The 22637-nt window shown below is 53.7% G+C and carries 20 protein-coding genes, 1 CRISPR repeat array and 1 riboswitch (1 of these 22 only partly in view); of the genes, 11 read left to right on the top strand and 9 right to left on the bottom strand.

Translation table 11 applies throughout. From position 1 onward, the window contains the following. Nucleotides 1–4332: a CRISPR direct-repeat array (repeat unit 30 nt; unit sequence CTTCTAATCGTACCTGAGTGGAATTGAAAT) (it extends 1060 nt beyond the left edge of the window). A 193-nt stretch (nucleotides 4333–4525) separates the two neighbouring features. Beyond that, complete coding sequence (locus CLV58_RS18525) at nucleotides 4526–5188, bottom strand: YdgA family protein (protein WP_106139309.1); 663 nt, start codon at nucleotides 5186–5188, stop codon at nucleotides 4526–4528. Nucleotides 5189–5197: 9 nt separating this feature from the next. Next, on the bottom strand, nucleotides 5198–5902 hold the full coding sequence (locus CLV58_RS18520; RefSeq protein ID WP_106139308.1) for a DUF4136 domain-containing protein: 705 nt from the start codon (nucleotides 5900–5902) through the stop codon (nucleotides 5198–5200). A gap of 173 nt (nucleotides 5903–6075) precedes the next feature. Between CLV58_RS18520 and CLV58_RS18515 the strand changes: the two genes are divergently transcribed. From CLV58_RS18515 to eboC, 3 genes are read left to right on the top strand one after another with little or no spacing between them, the layout of a single operon-like run. Further along, the gene (locus CLV58_RS18515; protein ID WP_106139307.1) at nucleotides 6076–7008 is read left to right on the top strand and encodes a TatD family hydrolase; all 933 of its coding nucleotides are present in this window, start codon (nucleotides 6076–6078) and stop codon (nucleotides 7006–7008) included. Between the two features lie 56 nt (nucleotides 7009–7064). Further along, nucleotides 7065–7928: a tetratricopeptide repeat protein gene (locus tag CLV58_RS18510; RefSeq protein ID WP_106139306.1), complete on the top strand. Its 864-nt coding sequence runs from the start codon at nucleotides 7065–7067 to the stop codon at nucleotides 7926–7928. 26 nt (nucleotides 7929–7954) lie between these two features. Further along, entirely contained in the window at nucleotides 7955–8830 is an 876-nt protein-coding gene (eboC, locus tag CLV58_RS18505; RefSeq protein ID WP_106139305.1) for a UbiA-like protein EboC, read from the top strand. A gap of 78 nt (nucleotides 8831–8908) precedes the next feature. Here eboC and CLV58_RS28665 read toward each other — a convergent pair whose 3' ends face one another. Beyond that, nucleotides 8909–9232, bottom strand: a complete 324-nt coding sequence (locus CLV58_RS28665; RefSeq protein ID WP_211300880.1) for a phosphatase PAP2 family protein — start codon at nucleotides 9230–9232, stop codon at nucleotides 8909–8911. On the opposite strand from CLV58_RS28665, the gene CLV58_RS18495 reads away from it, so the two are divergent. From CLV58_RS18495 to CLV58_RS18485, 3 genes are all read left to right on the top strand, one after another. After that, the gene (locus CLV58_RS18495; protein ID WP_106139304.1) at nucleotides 9231–10055 is read left to right on the top strand and encodes a 5'-methylthioadenosine/adenosylhomocysteine nucleosidase; all 825 of its coding nucleotides are present in this window, start codon (nucleotides 9231–9233) and stop codon (nucleotides 10053–10055) included. The genes CLV58_RS28665 and CLV58_RS18495 overlap by 2 nt on opposite strands. A gap of 95 nt (nucleotides 10056–10150) precedes the next feature. Then, nucleotides 10151–11347: an amine oxidase gene (locus CLV58_RS18490; protein ID WP_106139303.1), complete on the top strand. Its 1197-nt coding sequence runs from the start codon at nucleotides 10151–10153 to the stop codon at nucleotides 11345–11347. A gap of 25 nt (nucleotides 11348–11372) precedes the next feature. Further along, entirely contained in the window at nucleotides 11373–12461 is a 1089-nt protein-coding gene (locus tag CLV58_RS18485) for a lipase family protein (RefSeq protein WP_106139302.1), read from the top strand. 19 nt (nucleotides 12462–12480) lie between these two features. Here CLV58_RS18485 and CLV58_RS18480 read toward each other — a convergent pair whose 3' ends face one another. From CLV58_RS18480 to CLV58_RS18470, 3 genes are all read right to left on the bottom strand, one after another. Beyond that, on the bottom strand, nucleotides 12481–12939 hold the full coding sequence (locus CLV58_RS18480; RefSeq protein ID WP_106139301.1) for a response regulator: 459 nt from the start codon (nucleotides 12937–12939) through the stop codon (nucleotides 12481–12483). Then, nucleotides 12936–13418 (bottom strand): response regulator, encoded by a 483-nt coding sequence (locus tag CLV58_RS18475; protein ID WP_106139300.1) that lies wholly within the window; start codon nucleotides 13416–13418, stop codon nucleotides 12936–12938. Before CLV58_RS18475 ends, CLV58_RS18480 begins: the two co-directional genes overlap by 4 nt. 97 nt (nucleotides 13419–13515) lie before the next feature. Beyond that, nucleotides 13516–14595, bottom strand: a complete 1080-nt coding sequence (locus tag CLV58_RS18470) for a homoserine O-acetyltransferase family protein (protein WP_106139299.1) — start codon at nucleotides 14593–14595, stop codon at nucleotides 13516–13518. Nucleotides 14596–14766: 171 nt separating this feature from the next. Next, a riboswitch (SAM riboswitch) is annotated at nucleotides 14767–14884 on the bottom strand. Nucleotides 14885–15069: 185 nt separating this feature from the next. On the opposite strand from CLV58_RS18470, the gene CLV58_RS18465 reads away from it, so the two are divergent. Next, complete coding sequence (locus tag CLV58_RS18465; RefSeq protein ID WP_106139298.1) at nucleotides 15070–15399, top strand: DciA family protein; 330 nt, start codon at nucleotides 15070–15072, stop codon at nucleotides 15397–15399. A gap of 100 nt (nucleotides 15400–15499) precedes the next feature. Here the strand turns inward: CLV58_RS18465 and CLV58_RS18460 are convergent, their stop codons facing one another. Continuing rightward, on the bottom strand, nucleotides 15500–16288 hold the full coding sequence (locus tag CLV58_RS18460) for a polysaccharide deacetylase family protein (protein WP_106139334.1): 789 nt from the start codon (nucleotides 16286–16288) through the stop codon (nucleotides 15500–15502). Continuing rightward, nucleotides 16237–17241 carry a glycosyltransferase family 2 protein gene (locus CLV58_RS18455; protein ID WP_245882377.1) on the bottom strand — a complete coding sequence of 335 codons (1005 nt, stop codon included), beginning with the start codon at nucleotides 17239–17241 and terminating at the stop codon, nucleotides 16237–16239. Before CLV58_RS18455 ends, CLV58_RS18460 begins: the two co-directional genes overlap by 52 nt. A 232-nt stretch (nucleotides 17242–17473) precedes the next feature. Here CLV58_RS18455 and CLV58_RS18450 point away from each other — a divergent pair, with 232 nt between their 5' ends. The 3 genes from CLV58_RS18450 to CLV58_RS18440 all read left to right on the top strand — a co-directional run bounded on the left by CLV58_RS18450 (nucleotide 17474) and on the right by CLV58_RS18440 (nucleotide 20349). Continuing rightward, the gene (locus CLV58_RS18450; protein WP_106139332.1) at nucleotides 17474–18484 is read left to right on the top strand and encodes an ion channel; all 1011 of its coding nucleotides are present in this window, start codon (nucleotides 17474–17476) and stop codon (nucleotides 18482–18484) included. A gap of 91 nt (nucleotides 18485–18575) precedes the next feature. Then, entirely contained in the window at nucleotides 18576–19481 is a 906-nt protein-coding gene (locus CLV58_RS18445) for a S66 peptidase family protein (RefSeq protein ID WP_106139331.1), read from the top strand. A 70-nt stretch (nucleotides 19482–19551) separates the two neighbouring features. Then, the gene (locus tag CLV58_RS18440; RefSeq protein WP_146141470.1) at nucleotides 19552–20349 is read left to right on the top strand and encodes a hypothetical protein; all 798 of its coding nucleotides are present in this window, start codon (nucleotides 19552–19554) and stop codon (nucleotides 20347–20349) included. 66 nt (nucleotides 20350–20415) lie between these two features. Here CLV58_RS18440 and CLV58_RS18435 read toward each other — a convergent pair whose 3' ends face one another. Continuing rightward, entirely contained in the window at nucleotides 20416–21663 is a 1248-nt protein-coding gene (locus tag CLV58_RS18435) for an MDR family MFS transporter (protein WP_106139296.1), read from the bottom strand. A gap of 225 nt (nucleotides 21664–21888) precedes the next feature. On the opposite strand from CLV58_RS18435, the gene CLV58_RS18430 reads away from it, so the two are divergent. Next, complete coding sequence (locus CLV58_RS18430) at nucleotides 21889–22620, top strand: hypothetical protein (protein WP_106139295.1); 732 nt, start codon at nucleotides 21889–21891, stop codon at nucleotides 22618–22620. Nucleotides 22621–22637 lie beyond the last annotated feature (17 nt).

Raw genomic sequence — 22637 nt, 5'->3', positions numbered from 1 at the left:
CGTACCTGAGTGGAATTGAAATTGATCATTGCCAACGTCGTACTATCTGGCTTAGTCTCTTCTAATCGTACCTGAGTGGAATTGAAATGATATTGAGGTTTTTGGTCTTTACGTTGACCTGCTCGGCTTCTAATCGTACCTGAGTGGAATTGAAATTTAGCTGGAGCGTTTGAAAAGTTCAATAATAAGGTCCTTCTAATCGTACCTGAGTGGAATTGAAATATTCCCGAATCCACCCTGCCTACTGACATCCCCTGGCTTCTAATCGTACCTGAGTGGAATTGAAATGCAATTGGGCTGCTCGGTAGCGGCTATTCGGGCGGTCTTCTAATCGTACCTGAGTGGAATTGAAATTATATAAAAAATTAACGTTTGCCTTAGAACAGGCCCCTTCTAATCGTACCTGAGTGGAATTGAAATTTTTGATAGGCGAACGGGTTGCTTTGTACCCATGATCTTCTAATCGTACCTGAGTGGAATTGAAATTGAATCAGCAGGATTTAACCGCACCAATTGACCGGGTCTTCTAATCGTACCTGAGTGGAATTGAAATGTCATTTGCCGCAACCATCAGCTTGGGATCGTGCCTGCTTCTAATCGTACCTGAGTGGAATTGAAATAAACTCAAGAGAGTATTGGCCTTGGGGTATAGACACCTTCTAATCGTACCTGAGTGGAATTGAAATGTTCCAGACTCGCCGAGCCGGCTAGCCGGCGGGCGTCTTCTAATCGTACCTGAGTGGAATTGAAATTCACAATCTCTTATTAAATCACACATCATGAATCAAGCTTCTAATCGTACCTGAGTGGAATTGAAATTGGGAGAAAGAGTATTTTTTGCGCATCAAGAAGAAGCTTCTAATCGTACCTGAGTGGAATTGAAATCCGTATTCTGCCCGAAGACGTCGAAGCATTCAGGGCCTTCTAATCGTACCTGAGTGGAATTGAAATAAGATATACGCGATATAGCCGCCTACCTTTACGCCCCTTCTAATCGTACCTGAGTGGAATTGAAATGCGACCTACCGGGGCGAGTGCGGTCCCGGCGACATACTTCTAATCGTACCTGAGTGGAATTGAAATAAAGCTGTGCCGCAGGTAGTGCCGCCTATCAAGCCCCTTCTAATCGTACCTGAGTGGAATTGAAATCCAGGAAAGGCTTCCAGGATATTTTTCAGCGCGTCGTCTTCTAATCGTACCTGAGTGGAATTGAAATACTGTCTATTCTATACCAATCCGTCGGGCGCGGTCTTCTAATCGTACCTGAGTGGAATTGAAATAGAAAGAGCGCGAGTTAATCTTCAATAAGTACGGCGGCTTCTAATCGTACCTGAGTGGAATTGAAATCAAGGAATTCAGGGCATTAAGGGTGATACCGGCGATCTTCTAATCGTACCTGAGTGGAATTGAAATGTTGGTACCCCCCACCGGGGCTGAAAGGGTGATACTGCTTCTAATCGTACCTGAGTGGAATTGAAATAGGGCTACTTCAACGCGTTCAACAATACGGATTCGCTTCTAATCGTACCTGAGTGGAATTGAAATGTTGAATGGGCAGCACGGCGCGGCCACCGCCGGGCTTCTAATCGTACCTGAGTGGAATTGAAATTCATGTGACTTGCCTGTATACATCATCTCTCTTTCGCTTCTAATCGTACCTGAGTGGAATTGAAATGCCTACAGGAACGGTTGGGTCGCAACGATAAGACGCTTCTAATCGTACCTGAGTGGAATTGAAATACACCAACCGGGCGCGCACTGAGGAACAGGAACCAGCCTTCTAATCGTACCTGAGTGGAATTGAAATCGAACGTGATCGTGTCTCCTGCGGCTTCTTTGGCGGCCTTCTAATCGTACCTGAGTGGAATTGAAATCTACGATCGCTACGGCGACGGCGGCACCGGTCAGCAGCTTCTAATCGTACCTGAGTGGAATTGAAATTTGCCGACAGCTGAATACCGGTTGCGCCCTGGATTCTTCTAATCGTACCTGAGTGGAATTGAAATCCAATGGCCGTGACCAGTTTAGGCGCTGCCACGATCTCTTCTAATCGTACCTGAGTGGAATTGAAATGCGAATCGACCCGACCCCTATACGCGTTGCAGTAGCTTCTAATCGTACCTGAGTGGAATTGAAATTCTACGGCGTAGGCCGGGGCGGTACGATTGAGATCCTTCTAATCGTACCTGAGTGGAATTGAAATATCGTCGTGTTCGATACTCAGGGGATCAACTGGGCACTTCTAATCGTACCTGAGTGGAATTGAAATGCCAGTGACGGGGCCAGAGAAAGAATTTAAGCTCACTCTTCTAATCGTACCTGAGTGGAATTGAAATCTGGGCAGCGTCGTCGCCAGATTGCCGCTCGTGCTCTTCTAATCGTACCTGAGTGGAATTGAAATGGGCTACGGGTTGACCCTATTCACCCCGTACAATAGCTTCTAATCGTACCTGAGTGGAATTGAAATACAGGCTGAGCAGGTGAAGAACGAACTGTCAGTTGCCCTTCTAATCGTACCTGAGTGGAATTGAAATTGTAGAGGGCTGACCCGGTTACGCGCACTGCGCCCTTCTAATCGTACCTGAGTGGAATTGAAATTACGTAATTGAATCGCCCAACGCGTTCCACTTTTTCCCTTCTAATCGTACCTGAGTGGAATTGAAATGCTTGCCGATTACGTACCTTCCGCTGTTCCTCAACTTCTAATCGTACCTGAGTGGAATTGAAATTTCGAACAGGCAAAGCGCTATAAGCTTAGCTGGTAACTTCTAATCGTACCTGAGTGGAATTGAAATTTAGGGGTTTCATACAGTTCAATTAGAACAAGATCAACTTCTAATCGTACCTGAGTGGAATTGAAATACGTGTATACCTGATCGTTGGTGCTCTTGTCCTGGTGCTTCTAATCGTACCTGAGTGGAATTGAAATCAGCCACAGTTGGCATCGGTGGCGTGAATGCTACACTTCTAATCGTACCTGAGTGGAATTGAAATGTACTACCAGTTCAGTAAACGGCCGCTCATTCAATCACTTCTAATCGTACCTGAGTGGAATTGAAATTTGGTCGAACGCTCGACATTGTTAAGAGCGTAGCGGCTTCTAATCGTACCTGAGTGGAATTGAAATATAGAGATTACATTTTCTACTGAGTTAAAAACTTCTACTTCTAATCGTACCTGAGTGGAATTGAAATAAGTACATGTATGTAGTTGGTGTTTTATGATAATCAGCTTCTAATCGTACCTGAGTGGAATTGAAATCATCCTCGTTAGCGTAGGTCACAAACTTGTACTCACTTCTAATCGTACCTGAGTGGAATTGAAATGGCCACGGAGGGCGGTCCGTTAACCAGAGAGGGAGAACTTCTAATCGTACCTGAGTGGAATTGAAATGCAATAGCCGCATGTCCGGCGTCGTTCGGGTGGTGCGCTTCTAATCGTACCTGAGTGGAATTGAAATACCGTCGTCGTGGTCGTGGGCGGGCTGGTATTGCCCTTCTAATCGTACCTGAGTGGAATTGAAATGTCAAGGCCATATTCACGTATATCTTGTTCATGTCACCTTCTAATCGTACCTGAGTGGAATTGAAATGCGCTTACGCAGCAGCGCAAACTGTTCGTTGGTCAGACTTCTAATCGTACCTGAGTGGAATTGAAATATGACACTCTTCAGGTTGATCTTCTCGTTGATGTCCAGCTTCTAATCGTACCTGAGTGGAATTGAAATGCTTCAACACAAATCCGGCTACGGGGAAGACCTACGATCTTCTAATCGTACCTGAGTGGAATTGAAATCTTTCCTCGATCACAAGCGCAATACCGAACCTCAGCCCTTCTAATCGTACCTGAGTGGAATTGAAATCAGGATCTGGTGCCGGGTGCAGTTGGTGATCTGATCTTCTAATCGTACCTGAGTGGAATTGAAATGTGCGAACCGGGTGCAACTGTATGTGGCCAGCGGTGGCGGCTTCTAATCGTACCTGAGTGGAATTGAAATGCAACGTGCCCAGCTTCTGTCGGGCGACCAGCCAACCTTCTAATCGTACCTGAGTGGAATTGAAATGTCGATGGTGGCGTTGTGGTTGCCTCGCCTTCTTCGGTCTTCTAATCGTACCTGAGTGGAATTGAAATCGTTGATACGCGGCTGTCCGTTGACGGTCAGGTCGTATCTTCTAATCGTACCTGAGTGGAATTGAAATTATGTGGTTTGTATCTAAAACGGGCATCGGCCTATCCTTCTAATCGTACCTGAGTGGAATTGAAATGGTTCTAGCTGCACAATCAGGCCCGCCACTGCGTAGGCTTCTAATCGTACCTGAGTGGAATTGAAATAGAATCGGCGGCATGCCCCCCCGGTTGACCTGTATCACTTCTAGTCGTATCTGGCTGGAACCGGAGCAAGAAAATCCTGCGAATCCTGTAATCCTGTCTATTCCTAACCGGGAACTACAAAAAAGCAGTTCCCCGTACACAGCTGCTATGCGATAGCCGACCGTATACGGGGAACCGAAAACCGTAAACTCGACTAGTACCACCGATAAATCAAACCGGCGGAGAGCATGAGCGACGGGGCGCTACCGGACAACTGCCCGTAATTGAAGAATACATTCTGGTATTGCGCCTGAATTTCAGCACCGAACTTGTTCTCGCGCTGCCCGTAGAATTTCACCCCGACGGCTGGCGCGATGGCTCCCCGGAACACCCGACTCTGATCGGCCAGCGTACCGAAATAGTTGACGTAATTAACGAACGCGCCACCACCCGCCATTTGCACGTAGGGCCGGATCGCACCCGCGTTTTCCGCGAAATAGTACGACAGCGATGCCATAGCCGGAATGACGGAAAACGTCCGGGTTTGCACCGCCGAAATCGTCTGCCCGTCGTAGTCGATGGCCTGCCGGGGTAACCGCATCTGCGCGTACTGATAACCGGACTTCAGGCCAATCGAAAAGCGTTGTGGGAACAGCCACTCTCCGTCGAGGGCGAGGTTAGTTGCCGATACCTTATCGATGTACGTCTTTTGACCACCCATCGGAAGGGCTACCCCGTAGCGGGCCGAGAAGTTGAACGTAACGTAGCGATTGTATGTCGACTCCAGCACATTCGAATACGGCTCGTTGACGTACTGCGCTTTTGTCGAATAGGGGAGGGTGCCGGCTAACAACGCCAGCAGAAGAAAACGCTTCATGGTCGGTGGTTAGTTAGGCCGCAGGTAAGGCGACTGATTGAAAATAGCGGTTGTGGCGGTGTTGACGGATTGCGTATCGGTAATCTCGTCGCCCCGTATTGTGGCGTCGTAGATGACGTTCAGCTGCGTCTGTCCGGTGCCCGTGCCCGTCCCGGTGCCTGTTCCTGTACCCGTTCCGGTGGTCGGTGCATTTTTCAAGTCAACAATCTGGATTTCCCAGTACCGGTCGGTTACCTGGTAGGTGTAGTACGTTGGGTAGTAGGGATAGTAGCCCCCAAAGCCGCCGTAGCCGAAACCGCCCCCCCAATAGTTCGAATAATAAGAGCCATACGGATCGACGCCGACGCCCGTATACCGGTTGTTGACTTTGATAACGGCAACCCCCATGTCCGCCTTCTGACCAGCCGCAACGCGGGTGAAACCCCGGTTCGTCAACGCCGTCGCCACATTCGTAATAAACTGGCTTTCAACACTGCCCAATGAGGTGGTGTAGCCGGTGTTCGACTCGATAACGACGGAGTCGGGCAGGCTAAATGTTTTGTACTGCGCAAAGTTGACCGACCGGTCATAGTTGGTGATGTACACCTGTGAATCTTCGGGGGTCAGGTCGTTGATCGCGTTTTTGTTGCAGGCGGTCAACCCGGTTCCGATCGTCAGCGCAACCGCAATTCCCAGCATCCATCGGCTGGAGCGAGTCGATTGAGAGCGTGTCATAACTAGTATTTGTTGTTTACTACTGTATAAAACGGAGCCGGTGCGGATTGGGTTATGAACAGTGGATTAAAAAAGGATTCGGCCGGGGCGAATGGGCTGCGTCATCTGGCCGTATCTTTGTGTAGGCGATCGTGTTCATCTGCCGATCCCGCAAGGCTAAACCCCACTCAGTTATGAATTTTATGGATTCCATACGCGGTATGTCTTTTTTCGACATGCACGTACATATGACGTCCCGTACCACCGATGACTACCAGGCTATGGCCGATGCGGGCGTGGTGGCCATGATCGAACCGGCGTTCTGGCTGGGGCAGCCCCGCACGGGTGTCGACTCATTCCGCGACTACTTTGCCAGTCTGGTCGGGTGGGAGCGGTTCCGGGCGTCGCAGTTCGGCATTCGACACTACTGTACCATCGGGCTGAACTCGAAAGAAGCCAATCAGGAAGAACTGGCCGAACAGGTCATGGAAATCCTGCCGCAGTTTATCTACAAGGAAGGCGTCGTTGGGGTGGGTGAAATCGGTTTCGATGATCAGACGCCCGCCGAGGAAAAATACTTTCGGGCCCAACTCGATCTGGCTAAAGAAGCCGGTCTGCCGGTGCAGATTCATACGCCCCACCGCGACAAAAAGCAGGGGACGACCCGGAGCATGGACATTGCCATCGAGCACGGTCTCGACCCCGGCATGGTTATCGTCGACCACAACAACGAAGAGACCGTGCGCGAAACGCTGGACCGGGGCTTCTGGGCGGGATTTACCATCTATCCGTTTACCAAGATGGGGAACGAGCGCATGGTCGAGATCGTGAAGCAGTACGGGCCGGAGCGCATCATGATTAACTCGGCAGCCGACTGGGGCATCAGTGATCCGCTGGCCGTGCCTAAAACGGCGGCACTTATGAAAGAGCGCGGTATCGCCGACGAAGCGATTCGGCTGGTTACGTTTACCAACGCCGTAACCGCCTTTGCGCAGAGCGGTCAGCTCAGTCTGGACGAACTAAGTCAGCCGCTGGGTATCGATCAAAGTCAGCGGTTCAACGGGAGTTCCGTACTGCGTGGCGGGCAGGCTCCCCGTGTCGACAAAGAATCTACGATCATTAAATAAGCGGTTGGCCGAATGACTGTGGGCCAATCGGTGTTATGTAGTAAACCAGATTGATTATGCTGGAACTACTGATCATCACGGCGTTTGTCGGTTACATCGTTTACCTCCGGTACTATGCCGATCAGCGGACGGCTGCACAAAAAGAAGCCGACCGACTGCGGGAGGGTATTGTCCTGTACGACGCCGGACAGACGGCGGGCGCGCTGACGTATTTCAACGCGGCTCTGGCAACTCAGCCCAAGTCGAGTGTTGCTTACTTGTACCGGGCCCGTATTTACCGGGATCTGGGCGATTCGGTGGCGGCACTGGCCGATCTGGAGCAGGCCAAGAGTTACGATGATAGTATTGCCGAGCTGCACCTGGAAACGGGGAAGATACACTACGAACAGGGCGACTACGAGCAGGCATTCAAAGACTTCGACAAAGCCGTTTTCCACAATGCCGCGAACCAAGCCGAGCCGTACCGCTGGCGGGGCATGGCCGGTCAGAAGCTGCATCGAACCGACCTGAGTCAGCACGATCTGGAGCGGGCCGCTGTCCTGGAAAAGACACCGGCACCGGCTATTACCAACCTGTCGGCGTCGACCCGTTTTTTCGATCGGCGCTTCGTGCTGCACATGGGTCTGATCGGGCTGACGAGTGCGCTGTTGCTGCTGGTTGTCAAGCGTAGTAATGTGATTCACTGGCCGTACCTGGCGGCTGCCGTTGTCGGGGTGATGATCGGCTTTTTGGAAACGCGTAAAGGCTGGGCACTGGCCGTCGAACAGGCGCTGCTGCTCTGGTTGGGCTACACGTTTATTACCGGGCCGGCCACGGGCGGCCATCGGCAGGATCTCGAAAATTTTAGTCTATACGGCTCCATCGGCCTGACGTTTATCGGTAGTCTGTTGGGGAGTGTCATCAAGCGGGCGCAGGGCTGACGTCCGCTTTCAGGAATCAGCATCGAATGATCAAAGCATTACTTTCACTTACGCGTCCGGCCAACCTCGTGACCGCCGTCGCCGACGTACTGGCCGGTATGGCCATCGCCGGTTATTTTTCGACCAATAGCCCGGCCCCCGCACCCATCGGCTGGCTGACCCTGGCGACGATTGGTTTGTATGGGGGCGGGGTTGTGTTCAACGATGTATTCGACGCCGAGCTCGACGCCATCGAGCGACCCGAGCGGGCCATTCCAAGCGGTGTCGTCAGTAAGGGTGCGGCTACCGGGCTGGGCGCTGGTCTGTATCTGCTGGGCATTGTAGCGGCCTTTCTGGTCAACAATACGGCCGGTCTGCTGGCGCTGGCGATTGTCGTTGCGTCGCTTGTTTACGACCGCTTCGGGAAACACCACTCGATTGCCGGTCCGCTGAATATGGGTCTGTGCCGGGGCCTGAATCTGCTGCTGGGTATCAGTGTTATGCCCGACCAACTGCTGCCGTGGCTATGGGTTGGCATCATCCCGATCATTTACATTGCGGCTATTACCATGATCAGCCGGGGCGAAGTACACGGTGGTAATCCAGTAGTGCTACGTGTCGCCGGACTGTTGTACGCGCTGGTGATCGGTTGTGTGGCCGCGCTGGCGCAGGACCGGCAACAGCTTGGTACCGCCTTTCCGTTCCTGGCGCTATTTGGCTACTATATTTTCCCGCCACTGTGGCGGGCTGTCCGCGAACCCATCGGTCCTAACATCGGGCGGGCGGTGAAAGCGGGTGTTCTGTCGCTGATCGTGATGAATGCTGCCTGGGTAGCCGCCTTTGCCTCCTTCCCACTGGCGATGCTGGTGTTTTGCCTGCTTCCCCTGTCGCGCCTGCTGGCGAAACTCTTCGCCGTAACGTAGTTTTTTAACCACGGAGGTACGGAGATTTACACGGAGAACACAGGAATTTTTTGTCGTCGGGATGACAGCTGACATACCCTAGCGCTTGCCCCCGCGCCGGTCGGTTGTACCAGTAGGGGAGGCCGGCTGTTTTGCCTGGTTGGGATCGATCAGCCGTACGGTCGTCAGCACCTGTTGGCCAACCTGCTGCCCCTGCTGCTGTCCGTGTTCGCAGGCTTCCCGGTAGTGAATGCCCCCGTACAGTCGGCTTATGGCTGCTTCATTGGCGGCTTGCCGAAAGGACGAGAACCGCCGTGTCGGTAGTCCGTACGCTACTTCGGCTGTATAAGTAGAAGAAGTTAGTACATTAAACGAACCCGCTAAACGCCGTAACTTGCCAACGATTGACCGTAACGTATCCATGAAACCGTATCTGCTCATTGCCCTTTGTCTGCTGTTACAGCCCGCCCACGCACAACGGTATAAAGCCCGCCCTGTCACCGGGTTGCTGGGCGCATTCGGAGCCGAAGTTGCACTGGTAAAGCAGTCGCTAAAAAAGCCGAAGGAAGTCGTGGTTGATGGTATCGTCTTTACGACCGGGCAGCTGAACGGTCGACGCGTCGTGGTGGCCGAGACGGGTATCGGTAAGGTAAATGCCGCTATGACAACAGCATTGATGCTCGATCACTTCCGGCCCCGGCGGGTACTGTTTACCGGTATCGCGGGTGGGACCAATCCTGATCTGCAACCCGGCGACATCGTTATTGCCAGCCGAACGGCTCATCACGACTATAGCTCGGTCACCGATAAAAATACGCCCGTCCGGCAAACGCGTGACGCGATCACCAAGCAATTTAACCCGCTTTATTTTCCGGCCGATTCGAGCCTGCTCGGTCTGGCGCAGCGGGTGAGTCGTGGCGTGACGCTGGAAGGTATACCACTGGCAGGCGGGGGCGTGTCGGACCGATCAGTGCGTGTTATAACGGGTACGGTTGTCACGGGCGACGTGTTTGTAGCGTCGGCGCAGAAGGGAAGTAGTTTACGGGCAGACTTCGGGGCCGACGCGACGGAAATGGAAGGGGCGGCCGTGGCGCAGGTATGTTATCAGTTACAGGTGCCGCACCTGATTATCCGCAGCCTGAGCGACCGTGCCGATGCCGAAGCGCACATCGCCTACGACAAATTTTACCCCACAGCGGCCCGCAATTCGGCCAAACTTGTGCTGGCAATCGTACAGGCGCTCTAATGCCTGTTCGTCACAAACTCAGCCGCAAACTTGCCTGCTGCCCCATTTTTCGGCACCTTTGAGTTCACTCGCACAGTCCGCTGACTGTCTTTCTCATGCGCTCAACGTTACCCGCATCGGTTGCCGAAAATCCATTTCGTTCTTTCTGGTGGGCTGGTTATGAATGTACCGATCAGCTCAATGCCTTCGGAAACCGCGTCGACTTCCTCCCGCTGACGGGCCATCTTCAATTCCTTCAGCAGGATTATGTCGACATACAGACGTTTAATCTGCACACCGTCCGGGAAGGGATTCGCTGGAGCCAGGTGGAGAAAACGGCGTATCAGTACGACTGGCGTACGGTTGAAGCGATGCTGGCCGAAGGGCATCGGCAGGGAATTCAACAGGTGTGGGACCTTTGTCACTTCGGCTATCCCGACGATCTGACCCCCTTGCATCCAATGTTTGCCCGTCGGTTTGCCGCACTGGGTCGTGCCTTTGTCCGGTTTTACCGTGATCGGTATCCCGATGAACCCCTGATCGTTACGCCAATCAATGAAGTTAGTTTTATGTCGTGGCTGGGGGGCGACGTGCGGGGTACGTCACCCTATTGTACCAGGCAGGGTTGGGAAGTGAAGCGAGGGCTGATGCGCGGCTATATCGAATGCGTAGCCGCCATGCGCGAGATCGCCCCGTCGATTCGTATCCTGACGACGGAGCCGCTGGTGCACATCGTGCCGCCCCTGCCTGCTACCGACGCCGATCGCGCCAGAGCTGCCGAAGCGCACAACAACCAGTTTCAGTCGGTCGATATGCTGGCGGGACGACTGTCGCCCGATCTGGGTGGGTCGCCCGAATTTCTGGATATTCTGGGGTTCAACTACTACTACAACAATCAGTGGGACGTGAACACGCACAAGTGGCTGGGCTGGGCCGATGCTGTGCCCGATCCACGCTGGGTGCCGCTGCGTAAGCTGCTGACCGACGCGTACAACCGCTACAACCGGCCCATTGCCCTGACCGAAACGAGCCACCCCGGCGTCGACCGGCCCCAGTGGATACGCATGATCGGTCAGGAGTGTGCGGCTGTCGTGCAGGCCGGTGTCCCGCTGTGGGGCGTTTGTTTGTACCCTATCATCGACCGGCCCGACTGGGACCATCTGACGCCCTGGCACAAAGCGGGCTTGTGGGATGCCGACCTGTCGACCACACCACCGGGCCGGATACTGCACGAACCATATGCGCAGGCACTACTACAGGCGCAGGCCGACGTTGCTGCCGCGATGCCGGTGGCCGAACAGATGCTGATCTGATACGAACCGATAACCGTAGTGGGCAATGAAAAAAAGACTACTTGTGCTGATTGCCTGTCTGGGAGTGGCTGTCAGCACACGGGCGCAGAAACTGACGCCTGGTTTCGACAAGGCCGAGTACATCGAACTGCTGAGTGTTTTTGCCCGGCAGGTCGATACCTTACCCGCCAACAGCCCGATTCCAAAACCACAGCGGTTTTCGTTCGCCTACCGGTCGCCCATTGTCGGGCTGGATAATCGCTGGGATCTCTGGACCAGCCCCGACTCGGTTGCCGTAATCAGTATTCGCGGGACAACGCTGAACCCGGTTGGCTGGATGGAAAATTTCTATGCCGCCATGGTGCCGGCTAAAGGGAATATCGTGCTGTCGAATGATTACAAATTCGACTACCAGCTGGCCAACGATCCCCGCGCGGCTGTGCACATCGGCTGGCTGATCGGAACGGCGTTTCTGGCGCAGGATATTCAGCCCCGGCTCGACTCCTGTGTTAGGAAGGGTATCACCAATTTTTACGTCATGGGGCACAGTCAGGGCGGAGCGATTGCGTATCTGATGACGGCGCATCTGAAACAGCTGCAGCGGGCTGGCAAGATACCCGCATCGGTCCGGTTCAAGACCTATTGCAGCGCGGCCCCCAAGCCGGGTAATCTACAGTTCGCCTATGAATACGAAGCCATGACGGTGGGCGGGTGGTCGTTCAACGTGGTCAACGCGGCCGATTGGGTACCTGAAATGCCGATTACGATTCAGACGCTCGATGATTTCAACCCGGTCAACCCGTTTGCGAATGCGCCTGCGCTGATCAAAAAGCAGACGTTCCCGAAAAATCTGGCATTACGCTATGTATTTAACCGATTGTCGAAACCGGCGCAGAAAGCGCGAAACATCTACCGGAAATACCTGGGTGAGTATGCGAGCCGGTACGTGAAAACAAATCTGAAAGAATACGTGCCGCCCACATTCCACCAGTCGAGCGATTATGTCCGGACGGGAACAATCATTTCACTTGTTCCCGACGAAGCGTACTACAAGAAATATCCGCAGGAACGCGACAAGATTTTTATTAACCACCTGCTGACGCCCTACCTCGATCTGGTTCGTAAGTTACCCTGATTGTCAATTGGGTCTACTGCTACTGCGGATCGCGCAGGTATGGCTTGAAAAAGTCGTCGAATAACTGACGATAATCCTCCAGCTGTACCGGTTTTGTCACGCAGCCGTTGGCACCACTGGCAATTGCCTCGTAAATGAGCGCCTGATCCTGTTCGTCCGTAAACAATAAGATTGGGATAGTGTCCCAGTCCGGATTTTTTCGGATGGCTTTGATGGTTTCCAGGCCGTTCAGCCGTGGCATCTGCATATCCAGCACCAGCAGCCAATGAGTGTCCTCATCTTCCCGGATAGCACTGTTTTGGTGCAAATAATCAATGACGTGCTGGCCGTCGTAGAACTCGCGAATGGGTAACGGGCGTTCCTGCTGCTGTAGCGCCGTACGCATCAGAAACAGTTCCTCTGGATCGTCATCGGCGACGACGTAACAGATTGGATACAGTTCGTCCTCAGTCGGTTGCTTTTCAGATAGCTGGTTCATGACTGCGTTAACAAAGCGGAGTCGGATTCCTGATTGTAGTCGGGCCACTGATCGGAGCGACTGGCCAGCCAGGGGGCAAAATGCTGATCGAACAGGGAACTGTAGGCCTGAATGGAAGCCGGCTTGACCAGATAGCCGTTCGCACCCCGGTCGAGTGATGCCTGCCGGGTGTCGGGGTTATCGGAGGTCGACAGCATCAGCACCGGCAGTTTGGCCCAATAGGGATGCTGGCGAAGCGCCTGAAGCGTGTCGAGCCCGTTCATACGGGGCATGTTGACGTCCATAACCACCAGCCAGTGCATGTCTTCATCGGGGCGGGCGTCCGCGTCCTGCGACAGGTAGTCGATCAACTCCTGACCGTCCGAGAATTCCAGTATGGGTAAGGTGCGTTGGGCCTGCTGAAGACCAATGCGCATCAGCATGCGGTCATCTTCATCATCATCGACTACCACGTAGGATAGCTCAGCGCGACTGCTCATAATCGATTACAACAAAGGGGCTAATGTGAATAACCAACGTAACATCATCTGTTAAAAAATAGTTGTGCCGTACGCCGTTGGTCGTAAGCCTCTTGCATTACGAATTGGTACTGATCGGCTGCGTAGCGGCAACGGCCGTATCGATGGTCGCTGTCCAGTTCCGAATGAGGGCCGTTAGTGGCCGAAATTCGATCAGAAAACCATCGTGGCCATAGAGCGAATCGATCTCCCGGTAGGACGCATTGGGAATATGCCGGGCCAGAAACTGCTGCTCGGACGGCGGAAACAGCAGGTCGGAGCGGATACCAACAACCAGCGTACGCGACTTCACCCGGCCCAACGCCTGCGGAATACTGCCCCGGTTGCGTCCGACGTTGTGCGAATCCATCACTTTCGACAGCAGCCGGTACGTGAACGCATTGTACCGGTCGACGATTTTTTCGCCCTGATACCGCTGGTAGGTAGCGGCTTTGTACTCGTCCAGTTGTTCGTTGTTGTCGAGCGCCTGCGTGAAGCCGTACGTATCGTAATTCCGGTACGAAATCATGGCCATGGCGCGCGCGGCTTTCATGCCCATCGCACCGGCGTCGGCGCGCCGTTCGGTCCAGGTAGGATCGGCTTCGATGGCCATACGTTGTGCTTCGTTGAAGGCAATGCACCAGGGCGAAGCCACCGCGCCCGAAGCAATCAGAATCAATTGTTGAATCAGATCGGGCTGATCGATCGCCCATTCGACGGCCTGTTCACCGCCCAGCGACCCGCCGATACAGGTGTGTATACGGTCGATACCCAGTTCCTGCCGCAGCAAGTCAAGCGCCCCGACGATGTCGCGTACGGTGACGATCGGGAAGTCATGATAGAACGGTTCACCAGTTGCCGGATTCGTTGTCAGTGGCCCCGACGAACCGTAGCAGGACCCCAGCACGTTGGCGCAAACGATAAAATGTCGTTCCGGATCGAAGAACTTTCCCGGCCCGACCATACCGCCCCACCAGTCATTGACGTTGGCGTTGCCCGTCAGGGCATGGCATACCCAGACTACGTTCGACTGGCCGCCGTCTTGTCGCAGTGTACCCTGCGTGGTGTAGGCCAGCCGAAAACCGGGCAACGTCGCGCCTGATTCCAGTGGAAACGAGTATTTGTAGTCGAAGTGGTGGAGTGTCGATGGAGCAGACATGGTGTATAAAATGGCTCCGGCATCAGCGCGGCCCGGTGACGTAGCGTTGCTGAAGCACCACTCGACAGAGGGAATGACAAGTCACGTCCGATGTCGATAGTGCGATGCGGAGGTGATGATTAGCGTACCCAAACGGGCAGGCAGAAAGCGCTGAAATACATAGTTAATACCGATTTATAGTCCCTAACGTCCGCCGTAGCGGTTGCTGTAGGCAGGAGTTAGCACCTTGCCGTGTGGTAGGTTGCCAGCGGTTCACAGAGCCTGATCTCTCCCCGCTTCTATATAAATCAATCCGCGCCGACCAGAATGGGTAGCGCCTGGCAATTGACTTGATGATGCAAGTATAGTACGCAGGCGGCAGGCTACCAAATACCCGTGCCGATTTGCCGCGCTCCGTCAAAAAACGGGTAAAATTTACCGGCGGTTATTCGGCGTCCGAAGCCGTTCTTTACCTTTGTGTAGAGATCCAACTGTATGAGCCAGCAAACCTACCGATACAACCGCGACAACGCCACCCGCATAGCTGGCGTCACCTCGCTAAAGGATGCCATCGGGCAACTGCTCAAGGCGTATCAGCTACAGGGGCGGTTCAACGAAACGTATCTGGAAGCTTTCTGGGGTCGGATGATGGGCCCTGCCATCGCGACCCGCACCAAGCGGCTCTACGTTCGCGACGGCAAGCTGTATATAGAGCTGTCGTCGGCTCCGCTCCGCAACGAACTCGTCAACGCCAAGCAGAAGCTCATCCAGCTCGTCAACCGCGACATGGGTAGTGAGGTGATTACTGACGTGATATTTATCTAGCTACGTGTAGCCCATACGTCCACGTCTGGTAGCCGAAGGCTAACTACGTGCAGGGACACTCATTGGACGCTGTTGCGTCCTCCAGACCTGGAGGTCTGGGCTACAGTCCCTCCGCAAATTCTCCCATCGTCCGGAACTCGCCCTGGGGCTTGAGGTAACGGAGCAGGTTTTCGACGCGATCGAGCAATTCGTCGCGTGAGTGCCGTTTCACATAAGCCGGTATTTTTTCGTATGCCGACAGGTCGGTGAACTCCCACGGGTGTACATACAGGTTCAGAAAGCCGTCGGCCTTGAGGGTCTGTCGGCACAACTGCTTGTAATAGGCCCAGGGAAAATTTTTCAGACTCAGCCAGAACAGGGGTAAACGCAGCGTAGGTGTCACCGACGCGGGAATTTGCCAGACCCCCTGCTCCCGAAACGGATGACGCGGTTCGCCCCAGTGGTTGTAGCGACCCGGTAGCCAGGTCGGGTGCAGCGATGAATTGTAGGCATAACCAGCCTGTTGTACATCTGTCGGGTCAACGAAGCCCATGCGTGCCCGCCGGAAACCCGTGATGGGTTGCCCCAGTAATTCTTCCAGTGCCAGTCGTGATTTAAGCAGGTCGGCTGGTTCGAATGTCGTGTGGTAATAGCCGTGCGACGCAATTTCGTGTTTTGTCGCCAGCGATCGAATCAACTCGGTCTCGTGCAGGGCATAGTTGGCCGTCGTAAACAGCGTGGTGCGGGCACCTACCGCGTCGAAACGTTCCGCCAGTAAGCGGAGCCCCCGCGTCGAGACCGCAATCTGTTCCGCAAGCGAGATGTCGTGGCCGAACTCGACGGCGGTATCGAACTCCTCTACGTCAACGGTGAATAAAATTTGCGGTCGGCTTCGTCCGGCTGTACCCATGTAGTCGTTTCGTCAATCTCGTCCGTGTCGCCAATGATGTAGGCTGGTCGGTTCTTGACCTCCACGAACGTTTTGCCCAAATATACGCCGATAATACCGATCATGATAAACTGCACGCCACCGATGAGTACCGACAGCACGACGAGCGTTGTCCAGCCCGATACGGTCGCGTCGGTGAAGAAGTATTCGTAGGTAGCTTCCGCACCGAACAGCAGGGCAAACAGCGACATGCCGAAGCCGAGCAGCACTGACATATACAGCGGCTTGGTCGAGAAGGACGTAATTCCCATGGCGGCCAGTTGCATCATCTTGCGCAGCGAGTATTTCGACCGGCCGGCATACCGGGCGGCAGGCTGGTACAGGATACGGCACTGCCGGAAACCGACCCACGAGATAGCTCCCCGCAGAAACAAGTCATTTTCCTTGAACTGCTTCAGCGTATTGATAACCTTACGGTCGAGCAGCCGAAAATCAGCCGCGCCGTCTTCGATGTCGAGTCCCGATACGTTCCGCAACATGCTGTAAAACTTGCGCGAACTGGTCCGTTTAAACCAGGATAGCTTGGGGTCAGGTTGCCGCACGGTATACACGACGTCGTAACCTTCCTGCCATTTGTCGATCAGCGTGGGAATCAGCTCGGGGGGGTGTTGCAGATCGGCATCAAGGCAGATTACCGCATCACCACGGGCGTGGTCGTAACCGGCCCGCAACGCCATCTGATGACCGAAATTGCGGGAAAAGGAAAGAAATCGAACGACCGGGTACGCGCGGCTGAGCTGCCGCAGTACGTGACGGGTCTGATCGGAACTGCCATCGTCGACGATCAGGATCTCGTACGACTCGTAAGGTTCCAGTACCGTCATAAGCCGGTGAACCAAAACGGGCAAATTTTCCTCTTCGTTATAAGCGGGGACAACCACGCTTATCATCCGCTGAAGCGGTGTCTTAGTCATAGGTTGAGGTAAACAGCAACTCAGTCTGTAAAACCGTAGCGAAGTTAAGTATAACTACTTAAATTTTAATGGTGCTTAAAAAAAGCGGCTGAATCAGCTGAACAAATGCTGAAAGTATGGTGAGTAAACTGTTAGTGACAAGGCTGAGTTCCACCCGCTATTAATGATAATACACGCTTTAGCTACGAATTGTTAGTTGATCATTCCTGACAAATTTGTCGGTCACGTTGGTATGGAAACAAAAAGTGAAGCAGGAACAGAGCCGGGTGGACAGAACCTGCACGGCACGAATAGCCGGCTGGTTCAACAGGAAGAACAGCGTCAGGACCTTGGTTTCGGGGCCAAAATTAGCGATGCATACTCCCGGCTGGTCAATAAAGACGGTAGCTTCAACATCGACCGGGTCAACGAACGATTCTGGGACCGCATTAACCTGTACAACCGCCTGATTACCATGTCCTGGTGGCAGTTTCTGGGCTGGGTACTGGTTTTCTATTTTGTCGTTAACGGCGTTTTTGCGGGTATTTATCTGCTGGTGGGTGCCGAAAACCTGCAAAGCAGCGTCGATGGTCAGCCGTACGGTTCCTTCTGGAAAGCGTTCTTTTTCAGTTCGCAGACAATGACCACCGTTGGTTACGGCCATATTGCCCCCGTCAGTTTTCTGGCCAGCATTATTGCCGCTATGGAATCGATGATCGGGCTGCTGTCCTTTGCGTTGGTAACGGGGTTACTATACGGTCGTTTCTCCCGGCCCCTGGCGCACGTTCGCTTTTCGAAAGGAGCTGTTTTCGCACCTTACCTGGATGTGAATGCGTGGATGTTTCGGGTGGTCAACAGCCGGGCGAATCAGTTAATCGACGTAGAAATGGAAGTGTCGCTGTCAAGGCTGGAAGCCAAGCCGGACGGTACCCGGTACCGGCGGTATCACGCCCTGAAACTGGAGCGCAGCAAGGTGGCCTTTTTCCCAACCAACTGGACGCTCGTTCACCCGATTACCGAAACGAGCCCGCTCTACGGTTGTACACCGGAAGAACTGGCTGCGGCCGACGCGGAGTTTTTAATTCTGTTCCGCGCCATGGACGATACCTTTTCGCAGCAGGTGCATAGTCGCACGTCGTATCGCTACGACGAAGTGCGCTGGGGTCATACCTTTGTGCCGATGTTTGACGGGGCGCAGCACGGCATGGTCGCGCTGGACCTAAACAAACTGGACGACACCAAACCGGCGAAGCTAAATTTGTAGAGACGCGACCCTTCGCGTCTCATCGTGCGTCAGCAAAACCATCCGGCAAATGAGACGCGAAGGGTCGCGTCTCTACAAAAAAACTAATCGCTTGCTATTTCCCCCATTTCTGCGCCCCGGCGATACGGTTGGCGTAGTGTCGCCCGCGAGTCGGGTGCCGTATGCTGAACTGACCGAAGGCTTGCGTATCCTACGCGACGACTGGCAGCTAAACGTAATCGAAGGCGACAGCCTGCACGCGACGGATGGCCCGTTTGCCGGCTCCGACGACCTGCGTCGGGCTGATTTGCAACGACTGTTCGATGATCCATCGGTGCGGGCTGTGTTTGCGTCGCGGGGCGGCTACGGCTGCTACCGGATTGCGGATGGGCTGGACCTGACGGGGCTGCTGCGGCACCCGAAATGGCTGATCGGCTTCAGCGACATTACGGTGCTACTTAGTCTGTTTTACCGGCATGGGGTGGCGAGTCTGCACGGTATCATGCCCCGGCAGTTTGGTGGTCCCGACCGGGCTGAGTCGCTGGAATCGCTGCGGCAATGGTTGTTCGGGGAAGTGCCGGACCTGTACGCGGTCAAGGCGCACCCACTAAACCGACCCGGTCGGGCAACGGGGCCACTGATCGGGGGGAATCTGACCATGCTCATCAATTCCATCGATACGCCGACCGACGTTTCGTACGATGGCGCGGTGCTGTTTATTGAGGATATCGACGAGACCTTGTTTTCGCTGGACCGGATGATGCGGCAGTTGCATCGGTCGGGGCGGCTGGCCAAACTGGCTGGGCTGGTGGTGGGGCAATTCACCGACATGCGCCTGAATATGTCGCTGCCGTTCGGGCAGGACGCGTATGAAATTATTGCCAGCATAGTGGCTGACTATGCCTATCCGGTGCTGTTCGATCTGCCGGCCGGGCACGTCGATTACAACCTGACACTCCCCATCGGGCGGACTGTTCAGCTCGACGTATCGACGGAAGGGGGAAAAGTTATGTTTTAACCACAGCGTCACAGAGAATTTCCCGGAGTAAACAGAGTAATTTTCCATTGTGTCAGCCTCTATAATCTCTGTGAATCAATTCCGTGACTCCGTGTTTAAACCCATCATCGTTCTGCTGCTTACCTTCCTGTTCGGTTGCCGGACCAGCGATGCTGACCTGCGGCAGTACAGGGTGGTGCGGGCGTCGGAAATCGGGTATGGCGTGAAAGCGACCATGACATATAGTTACGATGCACAGGGGCGACTGGCAACGATCACGGACTATCCCGACACAACGGCATCCGGTCCCGCCACGGCGCAAACGACCGTCTACTACGATGCATCGCAACCCACTCGTATCAATCATGTCGACCGGCGGCTGGCACAACCCACGACTGATTTCGACGGAATAGTGACCGGTACGCGCCGAACATATGCGTACAACGAGAAAGGGCAATTGGAAACCGTCGGTGAGTTGAAAGCGCAGGCTGATTTCGATCAACTGAAGCCGGTGCAGACTTACCAGTACGTCTACGATTCAGATGGCTTACCGGCGACACTGACGGTTACTGGTCCTGGTCCCCGCTATGCCCGCGATATGTACCGATTTACGTTCACCGATGGCAATGCGACGTTGGTGGGTTTGACAAGTACAACGGCCTACACGGCACAGCCCCGAATTACACAATCGACGGTGCGGTTCGATGGTGCCCCGAACATCTACCGGAATTTTTTCGCGCTGTATCCCGGTATTACGTCGTTCAACCGCAACAACGTTATCACCGAAAATACGACGCATTACCACGACAGCCGGGGCCTACTGATCCGGCGCGTAAAAACAGGTGCCTACACCGACGACGTAACGACGTATCGGTATGAAGCGTACTGATGACTAGGGGCAATGGGTCAATGGTGATGGCAGGCTGCGAACCTGACACCACGAAGACAATGGTAATCAAACCGAAGCGACAGACGAGTGGGTATCGGGCAAGTGAGCGGGTGTTTCGCGTTGGCCCAGCCACCAGAAGCCAGCTGCCGCCAGCGTAGTCAGGCAAGCCAGTACGAGCCAGTTGGTTGAAAAGCCGAAACGCGCCACGATCTGCGCGCCGAGCGCGGGAGAGGCCGTTTGGGCCAGCGCCCCGGCCATTGAGTACAAGGCCAGGTATTGCCCCCGGTTCTGCACCGACCCCCGGTTAGCGGCAAACGACTGCATAAACGGCATCGCCAGCATCTCGCTTGCCGTAATGACCAGCACCGCCCATAAGGCCACGCCCGCCAGCTGTGATTGCGTCATCAGCAGGTAAGAAACCCCCAACAGCAATGATCCAATGCCGGCCAGGGCCAGGCGGTTGCGAATCCGCTGCTCCAGACTGTATACGAGCGCCACTTCGATCAATACAATCAGCAGCCCGTTCAAAGACATCAGCAGGCCAATCCGCGCTTTGGTCAGGTGCAGGACTTCCTGAAAATAGAGCGTGACGATGCTGAAAAACTGCATGAAGCCCATAAAGTAAAGCGTGGCCAGCACCGTGAAAAACAGATACGCCCGGTCGCGGTAGGGCGATAGCTGCGCAGGTTGAATCGGATCGGTATGGTTGACAGCTATAATCTGTCGGGCCGGGACGGGGAGCCGGACGAACAGGACCAGCGCAGCAAGCAGGCAGGTAAGCCCATCTGCCCAGAACAGCAAGTGATAGTCGAGCTGCGCCAGAAAGCCACCCAGCGATGCGCCAATCGTCCAGCCGAGGTTGATTGCCAGTCGGTTCAGGGAAAACGAACGGGTGCGCGTTTCGGGCGTTGCGTAGTGCGTCAGTGCCGCCTGATTGGCTGGACGAAATGCATCACCCAGCAGTGTAAATAGAAAGACACTGACGCAGAGCGCGTAGAAGTTCGTAACAAACTGTAGACCGATCAGCGCCAGTCCGCCGAAGAGCAGACTCAGAAGTTGTATGTAGTAGAAACCAAATCGATCGGTCAGGCGACCGCCGATGAAGGTACCGATGAACGCCCCACTGCCAAACACGGCCATTACGATACCCGCCTGTGCGACGGAAAAATGAAGCCGTTCGGTCATGTACAGCGTCAGGTAGGGGAGTACCATCGTCCCGATTCGGTTGATGAGCATAACGCCCGCCAACAGCCAAACCGAAGGAGATAAGCCCGTATACGCCCGCCGATAAAGCCGCAGTGTCTGCTGAATCATACTGGTAAAAGCCTGCCTGTCTGAACGGTGCTTGTTCAGACAGAGAAAAGGTAAGTTTACGAAAAAGGTACGTTTTGGAAATAGTCATTGCGTTATCATCTTGTGAAGCTAACCCGTACCTGTTCGTTACCGGCAAATAATGATGCACCCGTTTTATGATATAACTAGGTATTTTTTGTACTAAAGACTTGTGCTAGTCGTTGCTCAACATAAAAAACGACTCGTATGAAAACTATCATTTTGTCTAGTATTTTGTTGGTTGCACAAGCTGTTTCTGCCCAGGACAAAAGCAGCATTCAGCGCAGTTTGAAAACGGTAGGACAACTGATCGGTACGGCCACTGCTGACCAGGTAAAAACGCAATTTAACGAGCCTGCTGACGAATTAATTTCTCCTGAATCACACCTGCTACTGTACAAACTAAAAGTCGATAGTACTCAGGTTTTATTCAAGTTTGGCGATGATCGAACATTACGCTCGTTCACGCTGGATGATCGGCGAAAAAGGCCATTGACGCAACTACAATACGCTAAAGCTAAAGAAGCGCGTTTCGGCTCGTCAAAGGATGAGATCCTTACTAAACTTGGTTATCCTCAGCAGGTAATCATAGAAAACGCCCAAGAAACCTGGTATTACAAATTCGGTAATAAGCAGTCGGGTGAGAAAAATATAGTTGTGAATTACAGCCTTTCGCAACCGCAAGTCGTGAAAGATTTTAAGTACTACGCTGACCTGAATAACTCAGCTGCTTTTACGTCAGATATGATTCGTTCGATCAAGAAAGGAATAGCTGACGTTGATGATGTTGAGAAGGAGTTAGGCGAACCAACAAAAGTGCTGATGAGCGCAACCCGTGAAAATTGGTATTACATTTCCGGTCAGTCGACATTGATCGTTTACTTCGATAACCAGTCTAAAGTCAAGGATTACTTATTTGCCAGAAAAGCAACAGAATAGCCGATTTCAACATAGTT

Source organism: Spirosoma oryzae (genome assembly GCF_003002825.1).
GTDB lineage: Bacteria > Bacteroidota > Bacteroidia > Cytophagales > Spirosomataceae > Spirosoma > Spirosoma oryzae.
Note: the sequence above shows the minus strand (reverse complement) of the source record. Positions and strands in the feature narration are given on the sequence as shown.

Coding starts and splice junctions, on each gene's coding strand:
- CLV58_RS18525 (WP_106139309.1), bottom strand. CDS start 5,188: ATGAAGCGTTTTCTTCTGCTGGCGTTGTTAGCCGGCACCCTCCCCTAT.
- CLV58_RS18520 (WP_106139308.1), bottom strand. CDS start 5,902: ATGACACGCTCTCAATCGACTCGCTCCAGCCGATGGATGCTGGGAATT.
- CLV58_RS18515 (WP_106139307.1), top strand. CDS start 6,076: ATGAATTTTATGGATTCCATACGCGGTATGTCTTTTTTCGACATGCAC.
- CLV58_RS18510 (WP_106139306.1), top strand. CDS start 7,065: ATGCTGGAACTACTGATCATCACGGCGTTTGTCGGTTACATCGTTTAC.
- eboC (WP_106139305.1), top strand. CDS start 7,955: ATGATCAAAGCATTACTTTCACTTACGCGTCCGGCCAACCTCGTGACC.
- CLV58_RS18495 (WP_106139304.1), top strand. CDS start 9,231: ATGAAACCGTATCTGCTCATTGCCCTTTGTCTGCTGTTACAGCCCGCC.
- CLV58_RS28665 (WP_211300880.1), bottom strand. CDS start 9,232: ATGGATACGTTACGGTCAATCGTTGGCAAGTTACGGCGTTTAGCGGGT.
- CLV58_RS18490 (WP_106139303.1), top strand. CDS start 10,151: ATGCGCTCAACGTTACCCGCATCGGTTGCCGAAAATCCATTTCGTTCT.
- CLV58_RS18485 (WP_106139302.1), top strand. CDS start 11,373: ATGAAAAAAAGACTACTTGTGCTGATTGCCTGTCTGGGAGTGGCTGTC.
- CLV58_RS18480 (WP_106139301.1), bottom strand. CDS start 12,939: ATGAACCAGCTATCTGAAAAGCAACCGACTGAGGACGAACTGTATCCA.
- CLV58_RS18475 (WP_106139300.1), bottom strand. CDS start 13,418: ATGAGCAGTCGCGCTGAGCTATCCTACGTGGTAGTCGATGATGATGAA.
- CLV58_RS18470 (WP_106139299.1), bottom strand. CDS start 14,595: ATGTCTGCTCCATCGACACTCCACCACTTCGACTACAAATACTCGTTT.
- CLV58_RS18465 (WP_106139298.1), top strand. CDS start 15,070: ATGAGCCAGCAAACCTACCGATACAACCGCGACAACGCCACCCGCATA.
- CLV58_RS18460 (WP_106139334.1), bottom strand. CDS start 16,288: ATGGGTACAGCCGGACGAAGCCGACCGCAAATTTTATTCACCGTTGAC.
- CLV58_RS18455 (WP_245882377.1), bottom strand. CDS start 17,241: ATGACTAAGACACCGCTTCAGCGGATGATAAGCGTGGTTGTCCCCGCT.
- CLV58_RS18450 (WP_106139332.1), top strand. CDS start 17,474: ATGGAAACAAAAAGTGAAGCAGGAACAGAGCCGGGTGGACAGAACCTG.
- CLV58_RS18435 (WP_106139296.1), bottom strand. CDS start 21,663: ATGATTCAGCAGACACTGCGGCTTTATCGGCGGGCGTATACGGGCTTA.
- CLV58_RS18430 (WP_106139295.1), top strand. CDS start 21,889: ATGAAAACTATCATTTTGTCTAGTATTTTGTTGGTTGCACAAGCTGTT.